20 protein-coding genes are annotated in these 22625 nt (G+C 60.5%); 13 read left to right on the top strand and 7 right to left on the bottom strand.

Features of this window, described 5'->3' with window-relative positions; translation table 11 throughout:
• The first annotated feature begins 13 nt into the window (after positions 1-13).
• From HNQ83_RS26725 to HNQ83_RS26705, 5 genes are all read left to right on the top strand, one after another.
• Positions 14-1858 carry a hypothetical protein gene (locus HNQ83_RS26725; RefSeq protein WP_175391848.1) on the top strand — a complete coding sequence of 615 codons (1845 nt, stop codon included), beginning with the start codon at positions 14-16 and terminating at the stop codon, positions 1856-1858.
• On the top strand, positions 1855-5658 hold the full coding sequence (locus HNQ83_RS26720; RefSeq protein ID WP_175391847.1) for a tetratricopeptide repeat protein: 3804 nt from the start codon (positions 1855-1857) through the stop codon (positions 5656-5658). Before HNQ83_RS26725 ends, HNQ83_RS26720 begins: the two co-directional genes overlap by 4 nt.
• 16 nt (positions 5659-5674) lie before the next feature.
• Complete coding sequence (locus HNQ83_RS26715; protein WP_175391846.1) at positions 5675-8578, top strand: CHAT domain-containing protein; 2904 nt, start codon at positions 5675-5677, stop codon at positions 8576-8578.
• Positions 8579-8779: 201 nt separating this feature from the next.
• Positions 8780-9922, top strand: a complete 1143-nt coding sequence (gene lldD / locus HNQ83_RS26710) for an FMN-dependent L-lactate dehydrogenase LldD (protein ID WP_175391845.1) — start codon at positions 8780-8782, stop codon at positions 9920-9922.
• Positions 9923-9939: 17 nt separating this feature from the next.
• Positions 9940-10716: a metallophosphoesterase gene (locus HNQ83_RS26705; RefSeq protein ID WP_175391844.1), complete on the top strand. Its 777-nt coding sequence runs from the start codon at positions 9940-9942 to the stop codon at positions 10714-10716.
• Here HNQ83_RS26705 and HNQ83_RS26700 read toward each other — a convergent pair.
• Positions 10709-11482, bottom strand: a complete 774-nt coding sequence (locus HNQ83_RS26700) for a helix-turn-helix domain-containing protein (RefSeq protein ID WP_175391843.1) — start codon at positions 11480-11482, stop codon at positions 10709-10711. The two genes, HNQ83_RS26705 and HNQ83_RS26700, sit on opposite strands and share 8 nt — an antisense overlap.
• A gap of 113 nt (positions 11483-11595) precedes the next feature.
• On the opposite strand from HNQ83_RS26700, the gene HNQ83_RS26695 reads away from it, so the two are divergent.
• The gene (locus HNQ83_RS26695; RefSeq protein ID WP_175391842.1) at positions 11596-12807 is read left to right on the top strand and encodes an MFS transporter; all 1212 of its coding nucleotides are present in this window, start codon (positions 11596-11598) and stop codon (positions 12805-12807) included.
• 480 nt (positions 12808-13287) lie between these two features.
• Here the strand turns inward: HNQ83_RS26695 and HNQ83_RS26690 are convergent, their stop codons facing one another.
• The gene (locus tag HNQ83_RS26690; RefSeq protein WP_175391841.1) at positions 13288-13725 is read right to left on the bottom strand and encodes a thioesterase family protein; all 438 of its coding nucleotides are present in this window, start codon (positions 13723-13725) and stop codon (positions 13288-13290) included.
• A gap of 333 nt (positions 13726-14058) precedes the next feature.
• Here HNQ83_RS26690 and HNQ83_RS26685 point away from each other — a divergent pair, with 333 nt between their 5' ends.
• The 3 genes from HNQ83_RS26685 to HNQ83_RS26675 all read left to right on the top strand — a co-directional run bounded on the left by HNQ83_RS26685 (position 14059) and on the right by HNQ83_RS26675 (position 17314).
• A complete protein-coding gene (locus HNQ83_RS26685) occupies positions 14059-15798 on the top strand; it encodes a dipeptidase (protein WP_175391840.1) in 1740 nt (579 codons plus the stop codon).
• A gap of 116 nt (positions 15799-15914) precedes the next feature.
• Positions 15915-16583 (top strand): bifunctional 2-polyprenyl-6-hydroxyphenol methylase/3-demethylubiquinol 3-O-methyltransferase UbiG, encoded by a 669-nt coding sequence (locus HNQ83_RS26680; RefSeq protein ID WP_175391839.1) that lies wholly within the window; start codon positions 15915-15917, stop codon positions 16581-16583.
• A gap of 122 nt (positions 16584-16705) precedes the next feature.
• Positions 16706-17314, top strand: coding sequence for a dihydrofolate reductase family protein (locus HNQ83_RS26675; protein ID WP_175391838.1), 609 nt, complete (start codon positions 16706-16708; stop codon positions 17312-17314).
• A gap of 39 nt (positions 17315-17353) precedes the next feature.
• Here the strand turns inward: HNQ83_RS26675 and HNQ83_RS26670 are convergent, their stop codons facing one another.
• Positions 17354-17812: a metallophosphoesterase family protein gene (locus tag HNQ83_RS26670; RefSeq protein ID WP_175391837.1), complete on the bottom strand. Its 459-nt coding sequence runs from the start codon at positions 17810-17812 to the stop codon at positions 17354-17356.
• 175 nt (positions 17813-17987) lie between these two features.
• On the opposite strand from HNQ83_RS26670, the gene HNQ83_RS26665 reads away from it, so the two are divergent.
• From HNQ83_RS26665 to HNQ83_RS26650, 4 genes are all read left to right on the top strand, one after another.
• Positions 17988-18335 (top strand): metalloregulator ArsR/SmtB family transcription factor, encoded by a 348-nt coding sequence (locus HNQ83_RS26665; RefSeq protein ID WP_175391836.1) that lies wholly within the window; start codon positions 17988-17990, stop codon positions 18333-18335.
• Positions 18336-18408: 73 nt separating this feature from the next.
• On the top strand, positions 18409-18879 hold the full coding sequence (locus tag HNQ83_RS26660; RefSeq protein ID WP_175391835.1) for an arsenate reductase ArsC: 471 nt from the start codon (positions 18409-18411) through the stop codon (positions 18877-18879).
• 12 nt (positions 18880-18891) lie between these two features.
• The gene (gene arsH, locus HNQ83_RS26655; protein ID WP_175391834.1) at positions 18892-19593 is read left to right on the top strand and encodes an arsenical resistance protein ArsH; all 702 of its coding nucleotides are present in this window, start codon (positions 18892-18894) and stop codon (positions 19591-19593) included.
• A gap of 85 nt (positions 19594-19678) precedes the next feature.
• Positions 19679-20599 (top strand): helix-turn-helix domain-containing GNAT family N-acetyltransferase, encoded by a 921-nt coding sequence (locus HNQ83_RS26650; protein ID WP_175391833.1) that lies wholly within the window; start codon positions 19679-19681, stop codon positions 20597-20599.
• Between the two features lie 254 nt (positions 20600-20853).
• On the opposite strand, the gene HNQ83_RS26645 is transcribed toward HNQ83_RS26650, so the two are convergent.
• The 4 genes from HNQ83_RS26645 to HNQ83_RS31030 form a co-directional block, all read right to left on the bottom strand.
• The gene (locus HNQ83_RS26645; RefSeq protein ID WP_175391832.1) at positions 20854-21339 is read right to left on the bottom strand and encodes an ester cyclase; all 486 of its coding nucleotides are present in this window, start codon (positions 21337-21339) and stop codon (positions 20854-20856) included.
• 225 nt (positions 21340-21564) lie between these two features.
• Positions 21565-21729 carry a YMGG-like glycine zipper-containing protein gene (locus HNQ83_RS26640; RefSeq protein WP_256669249.1) on the bottom strand — a complete coding sequence of 55 codons (165 nt, stop codon included), beginning with the start codon at positions 21727-21729 and terminating at the stop codon, positions 21565-21567.
• Between the two features lie 74 nt (positions 21730-21803).
• Positions 21804-22184 carry a hypothetical protein gene (locus tag HNQ83_RS26635; RefSeq protein WP_175391830.1) on the bottom strand — a complete coding sequence of 127 codons (381 nt, stop codon included), beginning with the start codon at positions 22182-22184 and terminating at the stop codon, positions 21804-21806.
• 223 nt (positions 22185-22407) lie between these two features.
• Positions 22408-22625, bottom strand: a 218-nt coding sequence (locus HNQ83_RS31030) for a hypothetical protein (RefSeq protein ID WP_218585559.1), incomplete at its 5' end; no start/stop codon positions are given.

Genomic DNA, 22625 nt, shown 5'->3' with positions numbered 1-22625 from the left:
CTGGGGACCGGATATGGACAAATGCTTTCTTGAACGCCCGTGCGGACAGCGCACCTTGCCGCTGCCGTCGGCGGAGCTCTTTCGCGATGCCGTCAACGGCAACCCGACATGGGACGCCTTATGCACCCTCGAAAAAAACGCGGTCGACGATGGTTGGCTGGTCTTGCGACGGCGTCGTGCGGGTGAGCTACATATCGCTGCGCTGCTGCGACTGCATCGCAAGGCGTTCGAGGCCGAGTGCGCGGGCCGCGTTGAGACCGCTGCCTTTTTTTGGGACGAGCTGCTTCGGCGTCTTCGAAAGGAATGGTCACGCAACGCGCATTGGGAAACGGCGGCGCGCATGCTCGAAAGACCGGAAGTGCTCGATGGCGCCGCGCTGCGCGCGCTGCTCACCGACGAGCTGTTTCTGGATTCGATGTTCGCATTCGTAAATGGCCGCATCGACAATTGCTCAGTCACGACGAATGAGCACTTGTCGTGGCAAGGGACATGGATCGAGGCCGTGCTGACCTTGAGAAAAACCTGCGGGGGTGATCCGGGCGTGATCCGGCTGCCGCTCATCAAGTTCCAGATCAATGCGTTGATGAACGCAGGAGGATACAACGAGGCTATACACCGGTTGCGCAACGTGACAGATCCGAAAATGAAGGAGGTGCTTTCGGAGCGTCTGGCGAGCCTCGAACTCGAGCGCGCATGCAAGCGGCTGAACGACGATGCAACGAAGAACATTACCACGCTGCGGCAGGTGATTACGGAGCTCGAGATTATCGTCAAGGCGCATCCCGACCGCCTCCCCATCCAGGAAATTCTTGGCCAGGCGTACCACCTGCTCAGCGTACAACTTGCCAACGACGACGCCTGCGCGCAGGCGCTTGTAGCGTCGCAGAAGGCTATGTTTCTATGCCCCGCTTTGAGCGAGGCCGATGAAGCGTTTAATCAGCTCGTCGAGCGCATGCAGCAGCTTCAGTCGAACATCGACGACGTCATGAAGGAGCTTAAACGCGATGAAGGCAAGCAACTGAGCGAAGCCGGCAAGAAGCTCTTCAATGATGCGAAAACAGGCTTCGGTCCGCTCGAAGCGTTCAGGCAGTCGACCGAAGCGGCTGCACTCAGCGACAGATGGATCGTCGCTCGCGATGCTGGCTTGTGGCGCGAACTGGCTGGGGAGCCCCTGCCGACACGACCCACCAATGATGCGCTCGCGGCATTGCGTGAGGCGGTAATCACAATCTTCAGCTCCGAAGCAAGTGCAGAGTCCGAGCTCGCGCAAGCATTCGATGATATGAAGGCTGCGAGTTCCGATTTACCCGCTGTCGACGCTCGGCGTGTGGCCTCGTTCATCGTGCAACGGCGTCGTGAGAGTGGCGAACAAGCGGATTCGGACGCTCAGTCAGAAGATACGCCAGCGGTTAATGCACCGGCAGAACCAGATTTCGTACCCACGCTCATGATCCCGCCAGCGTCGCCCGTGAGCGGCGACCGCGTATCATTTCGCGAATGGTTTGCCGGTTCAGGCGATACAGGGGCGCGCAGCCTGGCCGTCGCGGCAGCACTGAGTGTCGTCGTCGCTGGGGTGTTCTCCGCGATCGAAATACCTGCGCACCAAACCCGCGACGAAGCCGTGATGCAAATTACGAGCGCTTCCTCCACCGATTACGATTCGATCATCGAGGCGTCCGAACGCTTTCTGCAGGCGAGCCCGTTCGGTATCGGCGACCCACGCGAGGCAAGCGTGCGGAACGCCTATGCCAATGCATTTCTCGGCTGGTTCACGACCGTGGAAAATCCTGGTGAACCGCAAGCCGCGGCCCGCATCGATACCTACCGCAAACTGGCATCGCAGGGAGAGCAATCATGAAACAGCTCGTATCCATTGTGGCGATCCTTGTGTTGGTCGCGAGTGCCGGGCAGCTCGCTTATCTGTACACGGCGAGCGACGGCGAACTTTCGACATCTGTATCAATGAATGAAGGGGTGAAAGCGGACACCCCTGACAACAACTTGCCCGGGCTGCCGCATGATCTCGAGGTGGGCGTACCGCAAACGGTCGACTTTTCGGCGGACGCCATCAGCATGCAGGACTTGACGACGTCTGAGCGTAACGACCAGTACCGCGATTGGCTGCTGTTCACGGTGATTAGCGCCCGAGGCCTGGACGCGCAATCCTTCAGCCAGGTCCTCTTCGACCTGCCGCCTATACGCCACGGCTATGTGCGCGCGCTTGGCACCTTCGAGTACGGCGAAACACGTTCGCGAGCGCTCGACAAAACCACAGTAATCGCCCTCGTGCCCGCTGGCCGCAGTGAGGCGCAACGCAGGGACGACCTTTCACATGTCGCCGACCAGCAGCGCAAGAACCTCGGCGAGCCGTTCCAGCGCATGGAAATAGTGGAATACTCACTGGACGGCGAGCACGCCATGGCGCGCCTCACGCGCCTTCCGGACGTAAGCTATGCAGACCTGTTCTCTGCCCAATACGGCTACATCGAAAAGCCGCTCGCCAGCATCGCCGACTTTAACGATTTCATGTCCTCCGTAGACAACTTGACATTCGTGACCAAGACACGCCAGGGCTTGATCGCGGGGGGGCGCAAACTGCAGAGCGGCCATCGCAGTCCGATCGGCGTGGAGGAAGTTGCGGCCATCTGGCAATCCGAGCATAACAATCGCGTTCGCGAAGAAAATATCAACAAGCAGGCGCGAGAACGTCTGGATGCGCTCGGCGCCCGTTACGATGCGATGGTGGCGAAAGGCGCCAGCGTTTCATCTCTGAAAACGCGCTACAACGCTGAACTCGAACAATTAAAAAAGGAGCTCTCGCAAGAGGTTCTTGCACAGCATATCGTCGCGGGCTCCGGCTTCTCGCTCGACCCTGCCATCCAGTTTCCCGAACTGCGCAAGCGGTTTGAGTTGATCGTCAAGGAATTACCTGCCGAGCAAGCGAGGGCCATGTTCGGCGACGGCGGCATCCAGACGGTGGTCGAAGGTCTGGACAACAAGGATTTCGGTCCATATGCGCGCATGATGGAGCAACTGCAGCGTAACGAGATGAGCTTACCGTTCGCTAATCGGATGCAAGTAGCGAGGTTAGATTGTTCCTATCAGGCGGCACGCTACGATGGCGACCTGAAGGGCACGTCGGCGGGAATGACGTTGTTTTATACCGATCTGATCGCGAAACTGTGGATCATCGACTTCGTGGACTCGTCGCCGCGGCGTAATGCCATCTTGGATTTCGTCGACGATCCACACGTGAAGCTCTCGTATGTATACAAAAAGGAATCCGAAGAGCTGTCAGAGTCGCGCCTGTGGTTCGGGCCGTCCAATCTGGGCTACCAGGTCGCCAATGACAACGACACGATGCTGTTTGCGCACACTGCGACACGGATCTACTCGGCGGGCCACAACGCGGCCACCCCCAGTCAGGAAGTGCAGACCTCGGCGTTCCTCGCGGCAGCCATCGAATGGTGGAACGACCACTACGAAGAAGTGGCCGATTACGAGCCGCAATACCAGCGTCTGAACGAGATAATGAAATGGAGTGTGGTGATTGCGTGGCTGAACCAGACAGCGAATGCGCACCCCCTCGATTACCTGAGCTCGGTCACAGTGGACCGCAGCAACGTGTTTCCTCAGTGGGCGGAGCGCAACAAGGCGCTGCGCTTTGATCAATGGCACGAAGTCGGCTTTCACAAGGCCGGTTATGCCGGCACCACGACCGAGACACTGCCGCTATTACAAGGCCCTGTCACCGCGGGCGGCGTGTCGCTCGCGATGCGCGACGCCGCTGCGCGGCCGTCGATCGCCAACGGTGTAGATCAGGTCCTGCGGCGCTCGAACATCCAATATTCGTCGAACATGAACGCGATCAGAACTGCCGAAGGACAGATTTCGATCAAGACTTTCGACGAGACGCAATTCACACTCAAGCCGGTCAGAGACTTCAAGGCGTTCGATGATGCCCTGGTAAGGCTTAAGCCTGTAAACGAGGATCGCTTCCTGATCATCACCGAGGCGAAGAAGGGCACGAAGATGCGCTCCGTCTCTACCCAAGTCTCCGATGCCCCCTTCAAACGCACTGTGCTAATGCAGACCGACGCGCTTCGCATCGAGTCTCGCATGGCCGACGTTCCACTCAACGATTTAAGCATTGAGCGCACCGCCAACGGCTTCAGGATCGGCCTGCACGCGCGCAAGATGGATCGGGTGAGCGCATTCGCACGTGATCTGAGCGGCGCCGATCCGGTTGCGGCGCTACCGGGCAACCCGATGATCAGCTCGGTCTTGCAGGTGCAAGGTAAGGACTCGGTGTTCGCGCGTTTCGAGCGGGGCGGGGAATGGGTGGAATTCGCACGCGAAAAAGCGCCACGAGTGGATATCGACCCCGACTGGCAACTGCGCACCGCCGCCCTCGAGAACGATGTGACGGCAGTCATACAGGCACGCATGGTCCCGGACGTGCAAATGTCGGAGTTGCTCGGCAACGGACATTTCATGATCAAGGAAACAACGGGCGGCAAACCTATCATCGTGGCGATTCCCGACCAGGCCGCGCCAATCGAGGTCATGGCCGTACACACGCGCTTGGGGGATCTGAGTGTCTGGGTCGATCGCGAGAGCGACGTCGTGCACATGATTGCGCAGGATGCGAACATGATTCCGCTCGCGATCGCCAACAGCTTGCAACGCGCCGATCTCGACGCGATCCGCAAGGCGGCACGCGGTTCGAACGTCAAGGAGCTCACGCTGCCTGGCGAAGGAGCCGCGCGCTCTGAATTCGTTGTTAATCTCGAGCAGGGTAATTTGCGCAAGGCGGCGCTGCATCTGGCAGACGATCCGGTAGCCGCCCGCCGTGCGATCGACGACACAGTGGCGACGGCGGTCAGGCGTACAGACGACATCCACAAGCAGCTGGGCGTGGACGAAGCGCTGCACTATCTCGACCGGCTCAGGGCCACTTATGGCGATCGTCCCGAGATTGCACTGCGCCGCGGCCTGGTCGAACTGGAGCGCGGCCGCGCCGACGCCGCCGTCGAGGCTTTGAACCGTGCCCCACGTCTGGGCTCTATAGACCGGAAGGCGTTCTATGACGAGGTCAATGCGCGCATCGTGGCCACTCCGGATCCGCACAGCGACATATCACGCTTTTCGGATTTCGTGCATTTTCACGAGCACATCGGCAAACAGGCCGATTCGTGGATCGACCGGCTCACACCGCGTGTGAAAGACGAGCGTTTCGACTTCGATGCGACACTGCGCCGAATGCCGTCTGAGAGTCAAATACCCGGTGCAATGGACTTTCGGGCCGATGAGTGGGTGATTTATCGCCAAACGAACGCCTCCCTCGATCATCTGGACTGGAACAACCCCTTCGACAAGGCAATCCCCGACATCGTGAGCGGAAAGCTCGGCAAGGTCGTGGAGCTGCCGGATGGGGATATTGCTCAGTATCGTCCTTCGGTGATCTGGTCGGCCGATCATCAGACCGAGTTCACACCGATCAAGGCGAAGGTGTCGCAACATATCTCCCGTCCGACTCAGATTGGAAACGCCCCGCCCCCCTCGTGCGATCAGGCCGCGAACGATCCGGGCTGCGGTAACGCTAACACCTCCGCTGAACCGAGGCGCCAGCGCATTCTCTTGGTGATGGCGAACTGAGCCACGGAGCCGGGCCATGAATGCAGCCGACGATCCCTTCCCGCTTGACCAGATGCGAGCACGCATGGAGTCAGCGGAGGCCGACCTTCGGGCATCTCGCTTGCAGCAGGCCTTCGATGGCTATCGCGAGATAATGAAACGACTGCTGGATCGCCGCACCGAAGGGGGCAAACAGTTTCGGGGCGCCGACCTGATGGTGATCGAACGGCTCGCGGAGCTGGCGGTGCTGTTCGGCCATACGCAAGCGGCCGACGATCTACTGCGAGCCATGATCACCTTGTGCGACGAGGCGGACAACACAATCGCCGCCGATTACGCGCGACTCAAACGTGTCGAGGTACTGCTGGGCACGGGCCGGTTCGATGACGCCGTCGGGCGTTTCAGCGATCTGGCGAGCCATATCGGCGCGCTGGAAGACATTGCCACCGATGAGTCGGGGCTCGATGCGTGGGAAGCGCGTATCGTATGGCGCCACTTCCCCGCGGACGAGCGCACCGTGTGCCTGACCCGTGCCTATCTCGTCATGGGCGGCTTCATGATGCGGCTTGGCGTCTATGGCGACGCGTTGCGCATGCTCGAGCGCGGTCTCCTTCACACATCCGGTGCAAGCTCGCAGTCGCTCGTTTCCCAGACGAAAGCCGGGCTGCATGTGTCGAGAGCGCGCGCACTGCTGGAAGCGGGCCGACTCGACGATGCGCGAGCCGCGCTCGCGCAGTGCGGCGCCGATCCGCAATCGCCCGCTGCGCGCTTGCAGACTCTGGAACTCGAAGGAAAGATCGCGCTCCTGCGTGGCGAACTGTCCAGCGCGGTCCAGTATCTGCGCAATGCCATGACGTTGTGCGCATCGAACGCCCTGCATCGCGCCCAGGCCGTTGCTACGCTCAATCTCGCGCACGCGCTGGTTTTGCTGAACCGCGTGGAAGAGGCGTTGAGCCTGATCGACAACGCGCACGCGCTTGCGTGCGCACTCGGCGACCAGGTGCTCCTGGCGCGCGCGCAGTCCATCCAACATGTCGCATTGGCGCGACGCGTCTCGTCGGCGCAGGCCGTCGAGATGACCCTGTCCGTCACGTCGATGACCAATGAATGGAGCACGCTGACTTTCGGCCCGGGCCTGCGCGCGCTGCCCACTCAGATCGGCGAGACGTCGGACCGGGACAGCTTTCTCGCGCAATTCGAGGACCGCGCACTCGTCTTCCAGTGGGAGCTCGCCACACATCCGGCGCAGGCAGTGCGCAGCTACAACCTGATCGAGCAGGCCTACGCGCATTCCGACTCGGGGATCATCAGGGCGCGGCTACTCGTGCTGGAAGGCATGCTGCGTGCCGCCCGGGCCGACCATGCGGGCGCGGAGGCATGTTTTGTGAAGGCAATGGCGCGATTCAACGCGCTGGGCTTTGTGCCGGAGCTGTGGCGGCTCACTCAGCAACGCGCCGAGAACCTGATGCACCTTGACCGCGTGAGCGAAGCCGGACAGATCATTTCCGATGCCGCGCAGTTGCTCGACACTTTGTGCGCGTCGCTACCGGGCCCGGAGCAGGCGATTTTTCTGCTCAATAAATTTACCGCGCAGGAGAGCGAGCTGAAGGCACGCGTCGAAGAACTCGTGCGTGCAATGGAAGCGACGCGTGCCATGCGACCCTGGCGACGCCTATACGGGCGATATGTGACATTACGCAGGCTCTCCGACGTGACGAATCGTCTCCACGCGTTCAAGGCTGGTCTGGCGGGACAGCAGATCGGGGCCTCGGAAAACGACTTCCCCGTGCCTGCCGCGAACGGAGTATGGCGTATCGTTCGCATGTTCGGCGCAATGGCACTGGCCCCGCGAGACAGGGCCGTCGTGTCATTCATAGTGCTACCGGATCGCGTACTCGTAATGTGGTCAATGTTCCTGGGCGCAGGGTTCGCGGTGCGGCCCGTGACGCGTGGAGTGTTGCGCGACACGGTGGCGCAGTGGCATCAACTTGCGCAACACGAGCCATTTTTCGCGGTCGCCGGCGATGCGCAAGAAGTCGAAGCTCGGCAGCGGCAGGTGGACGAATTACTCGTCAAGCTCGGCGAAATGCTCAACCTCGACGCGTGGATCGGTGCGTTACCCACCCGCATCGACCGGCTCACGATCATCGCTGATGACGTCCTTCACGGCTTGCCATTCGCGGCGCTCAAGCATGGCGGCCGTTATCTGGTGGAGCGCTTTGCCATCTCATTCGGTTTTCATTCCCCAGGGTACAGGCCACGCGACGACCATATCGCGCACGGTAAGGGCCTCGTCGTCGGCGTTGCGCAAGCGCCAGGCGAGGCCACGCTCGAATTAGTCGGAGCCGAGTGCGCGAGGGCGGACGCGTGGCTGCGTGCGCATGGCATGGAGAGCTCGGTGTTCCTGGACGAACAGGCGCGCCATGCCGATGTTACCCGCGAGCTCTGTGAGGCCTCGATAGCACACTTTGCGTGCCACAGCGTCTTCGAACCCGACGCGCCCGACAAATCGGGCCTGTGGATCAAGGACGAGCTCGGTACGAGTCGCCGGTTGACCATTCGTGACCTCGCCGCCCTTCGCCTTTCAGCATGCCGACATGTCACTCTCTCCGCGTGCTGGTCCGCGGACAGCTACGTGATTCCCGGCCGCTGGGTCATCAGTTTGCCGGAGGTCCTATGGCGCAGCGGTGTACACAGCGTGCTTGCGTCTCTATGGCAGGTTGCAGACGAGATCGGCGAGGCTTTCATGAATCGCTTCTATGACAATCTCGAGCGTTTGCCGCGTGATCTCGCGTTACGCGATGCGCAATTGCAATGCCTGCACAATGCCCTGAGCGTGACAGGTCACAACGTGCCGATTACCGCCGGACCGTTCTTCTGGGCGGGCTTCGTGCTGAATGGGGCGCCGGGCAGAATTCGCCTACCGCAGCAGCGACGCTGATGTAAACCACAAACCCGGTCGAGAGGTGCGATAAAGCGCATTTCAGCGCAGATGCGACGTTCGCGCTAACCAATTGAGTGCGTGATCTGATCGAAATTTAAGTCGATACATTGGTATTACCCGGTCTGACGGTGCATGCGCTACCCTGATTCTGGACTCGACGGCTGCGCCCTCACTCACCAGATCAAGGCCTTGCACACTATGATCATCTCTTCTGCCTCGGACTACCGCGAAGCGGCACGTCGCAAGCTCCCCCGTTTTTTGTTCGACTACATCGACGGAGGCGCTTATGCAGAGCATACGCTGAGGGCCAATAGCGCGGATTTGAGTCACGTGAGCCTGCGCCAGCGCATCCTGAAAAATGTCGAGACCCTGAGCCTGCAAACCACCCTCTTCAATCAACCACTGTCGATGCCCATCGTGCTGGCGCCGGTTGGCCTGACCGGGATGTTCGCCCGTCGGGGCGAGGTGCAGGCGGTCAAGGCGGCGCAGAACAAAGGCATCCCGTTGTGCCTGTCGACCGTGTCGGTATGTTCGATCGAAGAAGTCACGAAAAACGCTCAACAACCGATCTGGTTTCAGCTGTATGTGCTCAAGGACCGCGGCTTCATGCGCAACGCGCTGGAGCGCGCGCAAGCCGCCGGCGTGCAGAACCTGGTGTTCACGGTCGACATGCCCACGCCCGGCGCCCGCTACCGGGATGCCCACTCGGGCATGTCGGGACCTTACGCCTCGACGCGGCGGGTGCTCCAGGCCATGACCCGGCCCGATTGGGCGTTCAACGTCGGCCTGATGGGACGCCCCCACGACCTGGGCAATATCTCCAACTATCTGGGCAAGGCCGTCACCCTCGAAGACTACATGGGCTGGCTGGCCAACAATTTCGACCCTTCGATCAGCTGGAGCGACCTGGAGTGGATTCGTGAATTCTGGAAAGGGCCGATGATCATCAAAGGCATCCTCGATCCCCAGGATGCCCGCGACGCGGTGAGTTTCGGTGCCGACGGGATTGTCGTGTCGAACCACGGCGGCCGACAGCTCGACGGCGTGCTCTCCACCGCCAATGCCTTGCCACCGATCATGCAGACCATCGGCAATGACCTGAGCGTGCTGGTTGACTCGGGCATCCGTTCGGGGCTGGACGTGGTGCGCATGCTGGCGCTGGGGGCCAAAGGGGTTTTACTGGGCCGCTCGATGGCCTACGCACTGGCCGCCGACGGCCAACGCGGCGTGGAAAACATGCTGGATATCTTTGCCAAGGAAATGCGCGTGGCCATGACCCTGACCGGCGTCACCTCCATCGATCAGATCGACGAATCCATTCTGGTGCGATCCGTCAGGTAAGCGGGAGGAATCGATCCATGCGCATCGCCTTGCTGTCCGACATCCACTTGTCCGTCAACGCGATACCGTTTCCCGAGGTGGACGCCGATATCGTCGTGCTGGCCGGCGACATTGCCCGGCCGGCCAGGGCCATCGAGTGGGCCAGGGCCTGCCCGCTTCCGATCCTGTACGTGGCGGGTAATCACGAGTTCTACGGCAGTGATTTGATCTCGACCTATGAACAGCTGAACAACCTGTCCCAAGGCACGGGGATCAACATTCTGGAGCGCTCGGAGCATGTCCACGACGGCGTGCGTTTTCTGGGCTGCACCCTGTGGTCCGACTATCGTCTGCTCGACGATGCGCAGGAACGGGCCCAGGGCATCGATCTGGCAACACAGCTCATCCGTGACTTCAGCCACATCAAAGTCTCGCCGGATTTTCCTGACCTCTTCACCCCGGCGGTGTCCCAGCTGATCTTCATGCAGACCGTCGCCTGGCTGGACGACTGCTTCGCCCGGGACAGTACAACGCCGACGGTGGTGATCTCCCATTTCGCCCCGACCCGGTCGAGCATCAGCCCGCAGTTCGCCGGCTCGCCGATCAATTCGAGTTTCGTTTCCGACCTCGAGGAGCAAATCAAAAAATGGCAACCGGCGCTCTGGCTGCATGGCCATACCCATGGCAGCTTTGACTATCGGGTGGGCGATACCCGCGTGGTGTGCAACCCCCGGGGCTATGCGAAAAATGGGGTGAACGAGAATCCTGAATTTGATTGTGGATTGGTGATCGAGCTGGCCTCAGCCGTCACTTGAAAAAATGGCTGGGCGTGGTGCCAAACTGCTTTTTGAACATGGTGGTAAACGCACTGGGGCTGTCGTACCCCAGTGCGCCCGCCACATCGATGATTTTCTCTCCGACCGCAATCCGCTCCAGGGCCAACAGTAGCCGCGCCTGTTGGCGCCACTGGCCGAAGGTCATGCCGGTTTCCTTGTGGAACAGGCGCTGGATGGTCTTCGCGTCGAGGCTCAGCCGGTCGCTCCAGTCCGACAGTGTTGAACCATCCCCGGGGTCCTGCTGCAGGGCCGAACAGATCACCTGGACACGCTGATCCGAAGGTTGCGGCAGGTGCAGGGGCAAGGTCGGCAGGAGGGTCAGTTCGTCGACGATCAAACGCATGATCCGGGCTTCCCGCGAGTCCGCATCAACCGGTGCGGCGATGGTCACGGAGGTCTTGATCAGCTCGCTCAGTAGCGCGGAAATGCTCACGGCCCGGGTTTCGTCCGGCAGCTCTGGAAATTGGTCCGCCCGCACGAAGACGCTGCGCATCTTCAACGCGCCCACGCAACGAATCGAGTGCACGTGCCCGCTGGGCATCCATATTCCGCGACTCGGCGGAACCGTCCACTGGCTCAACCCCGAGTGCACGACCATCACGCCCTCGATGGCGTAGATCAGCTGGTGCTTGGCGTGGCTATGGGGCTCGATGAACCAGTTTTCCGGGTAATCGGTCGCACTGGTGCAGACCGCCCAATCGACGGCGTCCATCGCGACCAGAAATTCTTCCAGTGATTTGACCATGATGCCCTTTTTGCGAAAGTAGTCGCCCGAATGGCGCGAGACAGGCAATTTCTCGAAATCTAGCATAGCGCCAGAACCCAGCAATGACTTTTTCCCTGCATGGATGATGTGCGATGTCCTCAATGACGACCCCTTCGGCGACCGCCCCGGTGGCCAGCCAGACCAGCCCGCTGGTCATGCGCGTGATCGGTGCCTGTGCCCTGGCGCACCTGATCAATGACCTGATTCAGGCCGTGCTGCCTTCGATCTATCCGATGCTCAAGGCCAACTACGGCCTGACCTTCACCCAGGTGGGCCTGATCACCCTGGCCTTCCAGCTCACCGCTTCTTTGCTGCAGCCTTGGGTGGGCTACCACACGGACCGTCATCCCAAGCCCTGGTTGCTGCCGGCAGGGATGGTCTGCACACTGATCGGCATTCTCATGCTGGCCTTTGTCGGCACTTTTGAGGCCATTCTTGTGGCTTCGGCGCTGGTGGGCATTGGCTCCTCGACCTTCCACCCGGAAACCTCACGGGTGGCGCGTCTCGCCTCGGGCGGACGCTTTGGCCTGGCACAGTCGACGTTCCAGGTTGGCGGCAACGCCGGTACAGCCTTCGGCCCCTTGCTGGCGGCGGCGATCATTGTTCCCTACGGTCAAGGTCATGTGGCCTGGTTCGGCCTGTTTGCGGTGTTTGCCATCCTGGTCCTGTTTGGCTTGAGTCGCTGGTATCGCCGTCACCTGAACCTGTTCAAGCTCAAACAGGGCAGCAAGGCGACCCACGGCCTTTCGAAACAACGCGTGACCTTTGCCCTGGTGGTGCTGGCGCTGCTGGTGTTCTCCAAGTACTTCTACATGGCGAGTTTCACCAGCTACTTCACCTTCTACCTGATCGAGAAGTTCGACCTGTCGGTCGCCAGTTCGCAGCTGTATCTGTTCCTGTTTCTCGGCTCCGTGGCGGCAGGCACGTTCTTTGGTGGCCCCATCGGCGACAGGATCGGTCGCAAGAAAGTGATCTGGTTTTCCATCCTTGGCGCAGCGCCCTTCACCCTCGCCCTGCCCTACGTCGATCTGTTCTGGACCGGCGTGCTGAGCATGATCATCGGCTTCATCCTGGCCTCGGCGTTCTCTGCCATCGTGGTCTTCGCCCAGGAGTTGGTGCCGGGCAACGTCGGCATGATCGCGGGTGTGTTCTTCGGGCTGATGTTCGGTTTTGGCGGTATTGGCGCCGCGTTGCTCGGGCACTTGGCGGATATTCATGGCATTGAGTACGTGTACACCCTTTGCTCGTATTTGCCCCTGCTGGGCATCCTGACGATCTTGCTGCCATCGACCAGAAACGTGTGAGGGCTGAAGGGGTCTGCGGTGCGTGCTGGCTCCTTTGCTGTCGCCTTCAACAGCACATTTTGAAGAAGGCGGCTTTTGCGGATGTCCCCCCAATCCCCTGTGGGAGCGAGCCTGCTCGCGAAGGCGGTGTGTCATTCAGCATAAATGTCGACTGACCTGGCCCCTTCGCGAGCAGGCTCGCTCCCACAATTGGATCGCAGATACGCCCGCAACCAGGTCAGCTGTCAGGCCACCTCGCTTTTGCTTTTGATCTGCCCCCGTCGGAAGGCTGAGTGCATTCCCCCTGTAGGAGCGAGCTCGCTCGCGATGGACGTCAACGATAACGCGGGCGGCCTGAATGATCGCGTCGTCTAGACGTTTTTCGCGAGCTAGCTCGCTCCTACAGGCTTTTCCAAGTGACCCGCTGTAAGAGCGGAAGCGCCAGCAGCCATTACAGAAGAAACGGATATACACACCGTCTTAAATGAAAACAGCCCAGGATCAATCCGTCAGCTTGAGCAACTCGCCCCGCACCAACGGCGGAATGGCCACCGATTTGTTGCTGGCCCGATCCACGTACACATAAACCACATAGCCCAGCGCGGAAACCGTGGGCTCGTCATTGCAAAAGATGCCGAGTTCATATCGCGCACTGCTGTTGCCCAGGTGCGCAATGCGCAGGCCCACGGTCACCCGGTCAGGGAAGGTGATCGGCGAGAAGAAGGTGCAGCTCGACTCAACAATCAAACCGATGACCGGACTGCTGTCGATGTCCAGGGTGCCCTGCTCCACCAGGAAATGGCTGATCGCCGAATCGAAAAACGAGTAGTAGACGACGTTCTGCACATGGCCGTAGGAGTCATGGTCCCCCCAGCGGGTGCCGAGGGTGTAGAAGCGCCGGAAGTCTTCGCGGCACGGTTGGTAGTCATTCTTGCTCATGGCACCGCCCTGCGGATGGCTCGCACGTTCATGGGAAAATCCTCACACCAATGGCTTCGATGCCTCAACGCGCGTGTCGCGCCAGGCCGGCCGCCAAGTTACAGGCTCGCTTCCCGTGGCTATCCTCCCTTTTCGGGGGGTAGCCGATGCGGATAACGGTCGATGTTCAATGGGGTGCCCTTGGCGACGAGCGCCGCCATTTTGCATTTCTGTGCGACAGATCCCGCCTCGAGGGGTTGCCGCATCAGGCCCTGGTGGTGTTAATTTGGAGACGTTTCTGATTGAACGATCAGATATTTCTCACCCACCGCCTGCAAAGGAATGCCCTCAACAATGGATTTTTCACTCAAGCACCTGGCCGCGACCACCCTGATGCTCGCCAGCCTTTCGTCGTTCACCACCGCAGCCCACGCCAACATCACCCCGCAACAGAGCGCGACCATCCTCAAGTCGTTCAGTGACACCTCCGTCACCGATTTCCGGCAGTTCCTGGAGCGCCTGGCCAAGAGCGACGTCGGCAAAACCGACGACCTCGGCCCGGCCATCAGTGCCTTCCTGGGCAACAAAACGCTTTCCACTGAGCAGCAAAACGAAATCCATCGCCTGCTGGGCCTTTATGCCCGGGTGAAATACGGCAGCGCGGCCACCGAGACCCTACGTGAGTTGGTCGCCATCCCGACCGTTCGCGTGGACGGCGTTGCCCAGCACGAGAATCCCGAATTCATCAAGATCGCCGAAAAGATCAAGGGCCTGGCCGAGGCGTTCAACCTGAACTTTCGCAACATCGACAACCGCGTTTATGAAATCTCCCTCGAAGGCAAGGGTGATGAAGTGGTGGGCATTCACGCCCATGCGGATGTGGTGCCGGTGACGCCGGAAAACTGGGTGCTGCAGGACGGCACCAGGCTCGATCCGTTCAAAGTCACTCTGATCGGCGACCGCATGTATGGCCGGGGCACCGAGGACGACAAGAACGGCATCGTGGTGGCGCTCTATGCCATGAAAATCATCAAGGAAGAGAAGCTGCCACTGGCGCGGAACTTCAAGCTGTTGGTCGACACCACCGAAGAAACCACGGGCGATGCGATCCCGTACTACTTCGAACGCAACCCGACGCCTAACTACAACCTGGCGCTGGATGGCGGCTACCCGGTGGTGATCGCCGAGAAAGGCTACGGCACGGTCATGGCCAGCTTTGCCCGGCGTGACGCTCAAGGCCAGGGAGCGGAAATCACTTCGATGACCGGCGGCCTCGCCACTAACCAGATCCCGTCGACATCGGTCGCCACCCTGGTGACAGACAAGCCCGCCGAACTGGCCGCCAGCCTGCAAAAGGCCGGCACCGAGTATGCCAAGCGCAACGGCGGCAACTTCACCGTAGACGCCAAGGTCGACGGCAAGGACGTCAAATTGACGGTCACTGGAGTTTCCGCCCACTCCTCCGAGCCCGAGTCCGGCGTCAACCCGGTGGCCCGGATGCTCGACTTCATCAACAGCCTGGACGGCAAGATCGCACTCAAGCACAACCACATCACTGACGCCGCGCGCTACGCCGCCGACAACTGGGGGCTGGATTACCTGGGGGGCAAATTGGGTGTCGGTTTTGGCGACGCGTTCATGGGCCCGCTGACCACGTCCCTGACCTATGTCGGGATGGATGACAAAGCCTTCAATCTGGCGGTCAACCTGCGCGTGCCGAAGGGTAAATCCCCGGAAGCCCTCAAAGCGGAAATCGCCGGGAAGCTGGACGCCTGGAGCAAGAAAACCGCTATCGCCCCCGCTTTCGACTATTCGATCGCCGAACCGATGTACCGCAATCCGGAAGGCGAATGGGTCAAGGCCCTGCTCGCCGTGGCCAGCGAAAACCTCGGCATGGAACACAAGTTCGGCACCTCCGCCGGCGCCACATCGGTGCATGAACTGCCCAACGGCGTGCAGTTCGGCCTGGCCATGCCAGACGTCAAGTACACCGGCCACAACGACAACGAGTTCAAGACCACCGAGCAGTTCCTGCTGGACCTGCAGATCGTGACCGAGATGATGGGCCGCATCGGCCAGTTGCCCAAACTCTGATCCACCCTTCGGACCCGCCGTTCTGGCGGGTCCATTTTACGAACAGCGCTGCCACCGCTCGACCTGCCCGAACTTGACCTATTCTTTTTACCCATCCAACCCCTTCGGTCAACGACATGCCCGCCCCTGAATCGCGCCTCCTGCAAAGCTGGCACCACAACGCCCGATCCTGGATCGAGGCCATTCGCACTGGCACCATCGAAAGTCGCCTGCAGGTCACCGACCAGGCGATCCTGCTGGCAGTGCAAGGCCGCCAGCCCGAGCGCGTGCTCGACCTGGGCTGCGGTGAGGGCTGGCTGTTGCGGGCGCTGGCTGAACGGGGCATCGACGCGATCGGAGTTGATGGCGATGGGACGCTGGTCGAAGCGGCACGGACGGCGGGCGCCTCAAACGTGCATCTGGCGAGCTATGAGGAACTGGTCGAGGCGAAGGTGGACATTGGCAGGGATTACGACCTGATCTGCGCCAATTTCGCCCTGCTGCACCAGGACATCATTCCCCTGCTGGCCGCCATGAATGCCCTGCTCGCCCCTGGCGGCGCGCTGATCATCCAGACCCTGCACCCATGGGCCGCAGCGGCGGGCGATTATCAGGATGGCTGGCGCGAAGAATCCTTCAACGGGTTCCAGGGCCAGTGGCAGCCCATGCCGTGGTACTTCCGTACGCTGTCCAGCTGGATCAGGGCGCTGGACATGGCCGGCTTGCGGGTGGTTGAACTGCAAGAGCCACAGCACCCGCAAAGCCCTGTGCCGCAGTCGTTGCTGTTGGTGGCTGAACCATACTGAACTCATCCCTGTGGGAGCGAGCCTGCTCGCGAAGGACGTCAACGATAACGCGTGCTGTCTGGCGGATCGCGTTGTTAAGACGTCCATCGCGAGCAAGGGTCCGGACGAATGAGGAGAAGACCATGCGCACACTCACCGTTGCCGCTTTCATCAGCCTCGATGGCGTCATTCAGGCACCCGGCGGGCCGGAAGAAGACCGCAGCGACGGCTTTGGCTTCGGTGGCTGGATCGTGCCCTACGCCGACGAAGTCACCGGCCAGGCCATACAGGACCTGTTCTCGCAGCCGTTCGAATTGCTGCTGGGGCGGCGCACCTACGACATCTTCGCCGGGTATTGGCCACACATTCAGGCCGGTTCAAACGTCATCGCCGACCTGTTCAACAGCGTCCCCAAGCATGTGGCCACCCATCGACCCGATTCGCTTGATTGGCACAACAGTCAGGCGCTGGAGGGAAACCTCGTCGATGCGATCCGTACACTTAAGCACGAAGGCGATTCCCGCCTGCTGACCCAGGGCAGCGGCGATCTGGTGCGCCAACTGCTTGCCGCCGGGTTGGTGGACGAACTGCGACTGATGACCTTTCCCGTCCTGCTCGGCCGTGGCAAGCGCTTGTTCGACGACAACGCCCAGGCGTCGGCCTTTACCTTGGCGGACTCGATCAATACGCCTGGCGGCGTGCTGATCGCCCGGTACGAGCGCAGTGGCGAGGTGCGTACGGGAACGTTTTGAAGACGTTTAGCCTGAACAAACTTCTTCAGCGATCGGTGGTCATTCCAGCAGCGAAATCAACTGCGACTCGATCGAATGCGCTCGCACCTCCAGCAGCGCCAGCGTCACGGGCAACTTGAAGCGGCGCGGACCGGCGCTGCCGGGATTGAGGTAGAGCTGTTCACCGCGCCATTCGATGCGTGGCTTGTGCGAATGGCCGGTGATCACCAGACGGGTGCCGGCATCCAGCAATGCCGGCACATCGGCCATGTCATGGACCAGCAAGGCCTGCCATCCATCGAGGTCAAAGCTCAGGTGATCGGCGAGCTGTTCTGCCCAGGGGGCGTTCAGGTCGTTGTTCCCGCGCACCACATGCAATGGCGCAATCGACGCCAGTTGCTCGAGGATCTCGGGCTTGCCGATGTCGCCGGCGTGGATGATCCGCGCGCAGCCTGCCAGCGCGGCAAGGGCTTCGGCACGCAGCAAGCCATGGGTATCGGAGATCACGCCCACTTTCATGCAAGGCTCCAGTCCGGTATCGGGTGAATCCAGAATACCTGAACAAACCCGCCCGGGCCCTGAAGTGATTTTTGGGGGCGTCCCGTCGACGCAAAGCCTGGGCCGGAAACGTGAACCTTGCTTTTAATATATGGATATCCGTATATTCGGTTATTCATATGTAAAGGTGCCCAGCATGATCACGCCTCCCGAGGTATTCAAGAGCCTGGCTGACGAGACCCGCGTCCGCGCCACCCTGCTCATCGCCCAACAGGGTGAGCTGTGTGTGTGCGAGCTGATGTGCGCCCTCGACGACAGCCAGCCGAAGATCAGCCGTCACCTCGCCCAACTGCGCAGCAGCGGCCTGTTGCTGGATCGCCGTCAGGGGCAGTGGGTCTATTACCGCCTCAATCCGGAGCTACCCGCCTGGGTCCACGAGATCCTGCAGCTCACCTTGCAGGCCAATGCCGATTGGCTGCAGAACAACGCTTCGCGCCTGCAAAACATGGACGAACGTCCTGTCCGCGACGCCGCCTGCTGCTGAATCCCCCTCACCCTCCCGGCCCTGGCGCTACGCCTGAGCCTTTGAAGTCCGCCCGGAGCGGCAGGAGCAATCCATGCGAGTCCTGTTCATGTGCACGGCCAACAGCTGCCGCAGCATCCTTTCAGAAGCCATGTTCAATCACCTGGCGCCACAGGGATTCGAAGCGGTGAGCTCAGGCAGCTTTCCCAAGGGTCACGTGCTGCCGCGCAGCCTGACCACCTTGTCGCAGGCCGGTATCGCCATTGATGGCTTGAGCAGCAAGGGCAACGAGGCCTTCGAGGACAACCTGCCGGATATCGTCATTACCGTGTGCGACAAGGCCGCGGGCGAAAGCTGCCCGGTGTATTTCGGCCCGGCGCTCAAATCCCACTGGGGCCTGGAAGATCCTTCGGATGTCGTGGGTGACGAAGCGACGGTCGACGCCGCCTTCCGCGCCACGCTGGCGCACATCGAGCAACGCTGCAAAGCCTTCCTCGCCCTTCCCTTCAACCGTCTCAGCCGCGAAGAGCTTCAACGCGAGCTGGACCGAATCGGCGCTCTCTGAGCAGGAGGACACATGTCAGAGCAACTGCCCAACCTGGATCATTCCCTGTTCGACGACGCGCAGATCGCGTCCCGTCCGGGTGATCACAAACCACGCATCCTGCTGCTGTACGGATCGACCCGCGAGCGCTCGTTCAGTCGTCTGCTGGTGGAAGAAGCCGCCCGCCTGCTGCAGCACCTGGGCGCAGAAACCCGCATTTTCAATCCGTCCGGCTTGCCGTTGCCCGACGATGTTCCAACAGAGCATCCCAAGGTTCAGGAGCTGCGCGACCTGGTGCTGTGGTCCGAAGGTCAGGTCTGGTGTTCGCCGGAGCGGCATGGCGCGATGTCGGCCGTGTTCAAGGCGCAGATCGACTGGATTCCCCTGGCACTCGGCGCCATTCGTCCGACCCAGGGCAAGACGCTGGCGGTGATGCAAGTCTGTGGCGGCTCGCAGTCCTTCAACGTGGTCAATCAGTTGCGCGTGCTGGGCCGCTGGATGCGCATGTTCACCATCCCCAATCAATCCTCGGTACCAAAGGCCTGGACAGAGTTCGACGAGGCCAACCGGATGAAGCCGTCGGCGTACTACGACCGCGTCGTCGACGTGATGGAAGAGCTGGTGAAGTTCACCCTATTGCTGCGCGGCCACCAGGATTCCTTGGTGGATCGCTACTCGGAACGCAAGGAAACCGCCGAGCAACTCATGGCCCGGGTCAACCAGCGCGCCCTCTGAGAACAGCCTCTCTTTCTTCAAAATGTTTGACATGGTTGCTTTAGGCAAATATATAGTTGCTTAAAGCAACCATTCGAGCATTGTCATGTCCACGACTCCCCTCATCGAGCGCGCCGACATCGTTCGCCGCTTCAACCGTTTCTACACGCATCAGATCGGCGTGCTGCAAGAACACCTCCTTCAAAGCGAGTTCTCGCTGACCGAAACCCGGATCCTTTATGAACTCGCCTCTCGCGGCGACCTGACCAGCGCCGATCTGCGCCAGATGCTCAGCCTGGATGCCGGCTACATGAGCCGAATGACCAGCGGATTCGAAAAGAAAGGATTGATCCAGAAAGTACGCAGCGCAACGGATGCTCGCGCCTCCCAACTGCATATCACTGAACGGGGTCGCTCGGTGCTTGCTCCACTGGAGAAGGCCTCCCGGGAAGAAGTCATTGCCATGCTCGAACGCCTGTCCGAGCCACAGCAGCATCAACTGATAGTGGCCATGAAGTTGATTGAAAATCTGTTGGGAGAGCGGGATTCGAGCTACTTGCTGCGCGATCCTCAAGCGGGAGACATGGGCAAAGTGGTGCAGCAACAGGCGGCCCTCTATACCCGCGAGTACGGCTGGAATTCTGAATTCGAAGCGCTGGTGGCCGAGATCGTGGCCCGGTATCTGCGCGAGTTCGATCCGGCCTCCGACCGCTGCTGGATCGCGGAAAAAAACGGCGAGGTCATCGGCTCCGTGTTCGTCGTGAGGCACGACGAAACCACCGCCAAACTGCGCATGCTCTACGTCGACGCCAGTGCACGTGGCCTGGGCATCGGCCAGCGCCTGGTCGAAGAATGCCTTCGCTTCGCCCGCCAGGCTGGCTACAGGAAAATGGTGCTGTGGACGATGAGCGCGCTCGTTGATGCGCGAAAGCTCTACCAGAAAGCGGGTTTCGAGTTGGTTGAGGAAGAGCCGACCCACAGTTTCGGCAAGGATCTCGTCAGCCAGACCTGGGCCCGTGAGCTGTGAGTTCGAATCCACAGCAGCAATAGACGCCGAATGTCAGCCCGTCAGCGGATTTCTCACGCCTGATCCATCGCCTCAACCACGCCCTGATCCTCACCCGGAAACCCACCGCTTTGATGCCATGAGCGGAAGCTCACAACTGCAAACAATAAGCCCGCCCCTTACCCGATCACTGCCTGCTTTGCGTAGGGGCAGCGTTTGCAAGGGGCAAAAACGAGCCCAGCCAATGGGCTCTTTTTTTGCAGGCAGTGTTTGAATTACCAACCCAGCTGCTTGTTGAACGACAGCGCATCATAGTAATCATGCTGCGACGCGATCTTGCCGTCCTTCAACCGAATGAAACTGACGCCCTTGAAGGACAACGGCTTGTTGGTTGCTGGCGTTTCAGGCGCCCAGGCACCGGTATTGTTCCCCTCGAACTGCCATTCAAAGGCAATGTTGTCGCCGTCGATAACCGGCTGGCCAACCATCTGCCACTTCAGATCGGGCACCGCATCGATAAAGAGTTTGATGACCTCGACCCTGGCCGCTTCCCTGCCGACTTTAGGAACCCCTACCGAGGCGTCCAGAAATTCCCCGTTCTCGGCAAAATATTGTGCCGCCGCGTCCGGGTCATGTTTGTTCCACGCGCTCATGTAAGCGTTGATAACGTCCAGGGTGTTCTGTTTGTCCGCTGCAACCGAAAACTGGGCAAACAACAGAAAGGCAAGAATGCTGGCGATGCGTAGCGATATCCGGTGCATGGTATTTCCTTTTCGATTATTGCTGTTGTGGGGGAGTCGGAAAACAGTTTGCCCAGGCATGCAGCGACCGATCGCGGCACCGGCAGCTCAACCAGCGACCGCTCGATCGACAGCGGTTTGAGCTTGTGTACTTTGGCGGCAGCAAGGCGGCTAGCCATGTTGCCGACGAACCCGTTCGCCGAACTGGCCGCGACGATCCGGCCTTCGCCGTTGAGATGGGTCCGTCTACTTCTGTTGCCTGCTGCCTTTGATATTGCCGGCAACCCCGCCGGCGACAGCGCCGATCGCGGCGCCAGTCCATCCACTGCCACCGGAGATAGCGGCTATGCCAGCGCCGGCCGCAGCACCGATGGCCGCACCGCTCACCGTCCCCTGCTGCCTGGCAGTCATCGAGGTGCAACCGATCAGGCTCGCTACGGTGAAGACTGCGGCAAACAATAGAGACCTCTTCATGTTCACCTCCGCTACTTATTCTGCTTCAGGCCGGGCAAAACCATCTCGAACCAGATGGTCTCGATGACGGGTCGTTTCACTCGGTCGGGATTGGCGGCGTACCACTGGTTGAGACCTTCGCGCACGGTATCGAGCGTATGGCCCTTCAAGCCCCTGCCGAAACGTGGAATAAGGCTCTGCTCATCGGACGGCGGCTTCGCCCCATAGTAGGCTGTCTCCACCTCGTAGGCATTGGCGATGCCGATGAGATAAACCTTCTTGAGCTGCTCCGACGACTGCAACCATTGCTCGCCGGTGATCATGGCAACCCCTTCGGCGCGGGCAATACCCGATGCCGTCACCAGGGTCACCCATGCCACTAATACCAACGTGCCCCATCGCAATACTCTCATCGTCCTCCCTCCTCGCCAGGTTGAACCTCGACGCCTACTGCTCGTTTCTTCGCCTCACATTTCCATAATCAGCCGGTAACCCCGGGCCTACGGACAAGTTTAGATTCCTGTATGAAAGCCGCGATGTTTTTGACGCAAGCTGGAACCGTCGGCGACTCCCCAAGGTTCCACCTCGTGCAGGAAACCTTCGCCTATTCGTTAAACATCCTCCGCGAGCGTTTGTTTAAAGGCACTTGCGGTTACGGGATGAGGGCTGCGAAGCCTTGATCCGCCCTGAAAGATCCCATGAACGCAGACCTGTGGGAGCGAGCCTGCTCGCGAAGAATGTCTGGGCAACGCGTTCATCCAGACGGCCCGCGTTATCGTTGACGTCCTTCGCGAGCAGGCTGAACTGGCCTAATAATTCCGGACACCTCTTAAGGGCGATATGATTTCGCCAAC

Source organism: Pseudomonas sp. C2B4, from assembly GCF_013359695.1.
Classification (GTDB): Bacteria; Pseudomonadota; Gammaproteobacteria; order Pseudomonadales; family Pseudomonadaceae; genus Aquipseudomonas.
The sequence above is the reverse complement of the archived record's forward strand: the minus strand, read 5'-3'. Positions and strand labels throughout refer to the sequence as shown.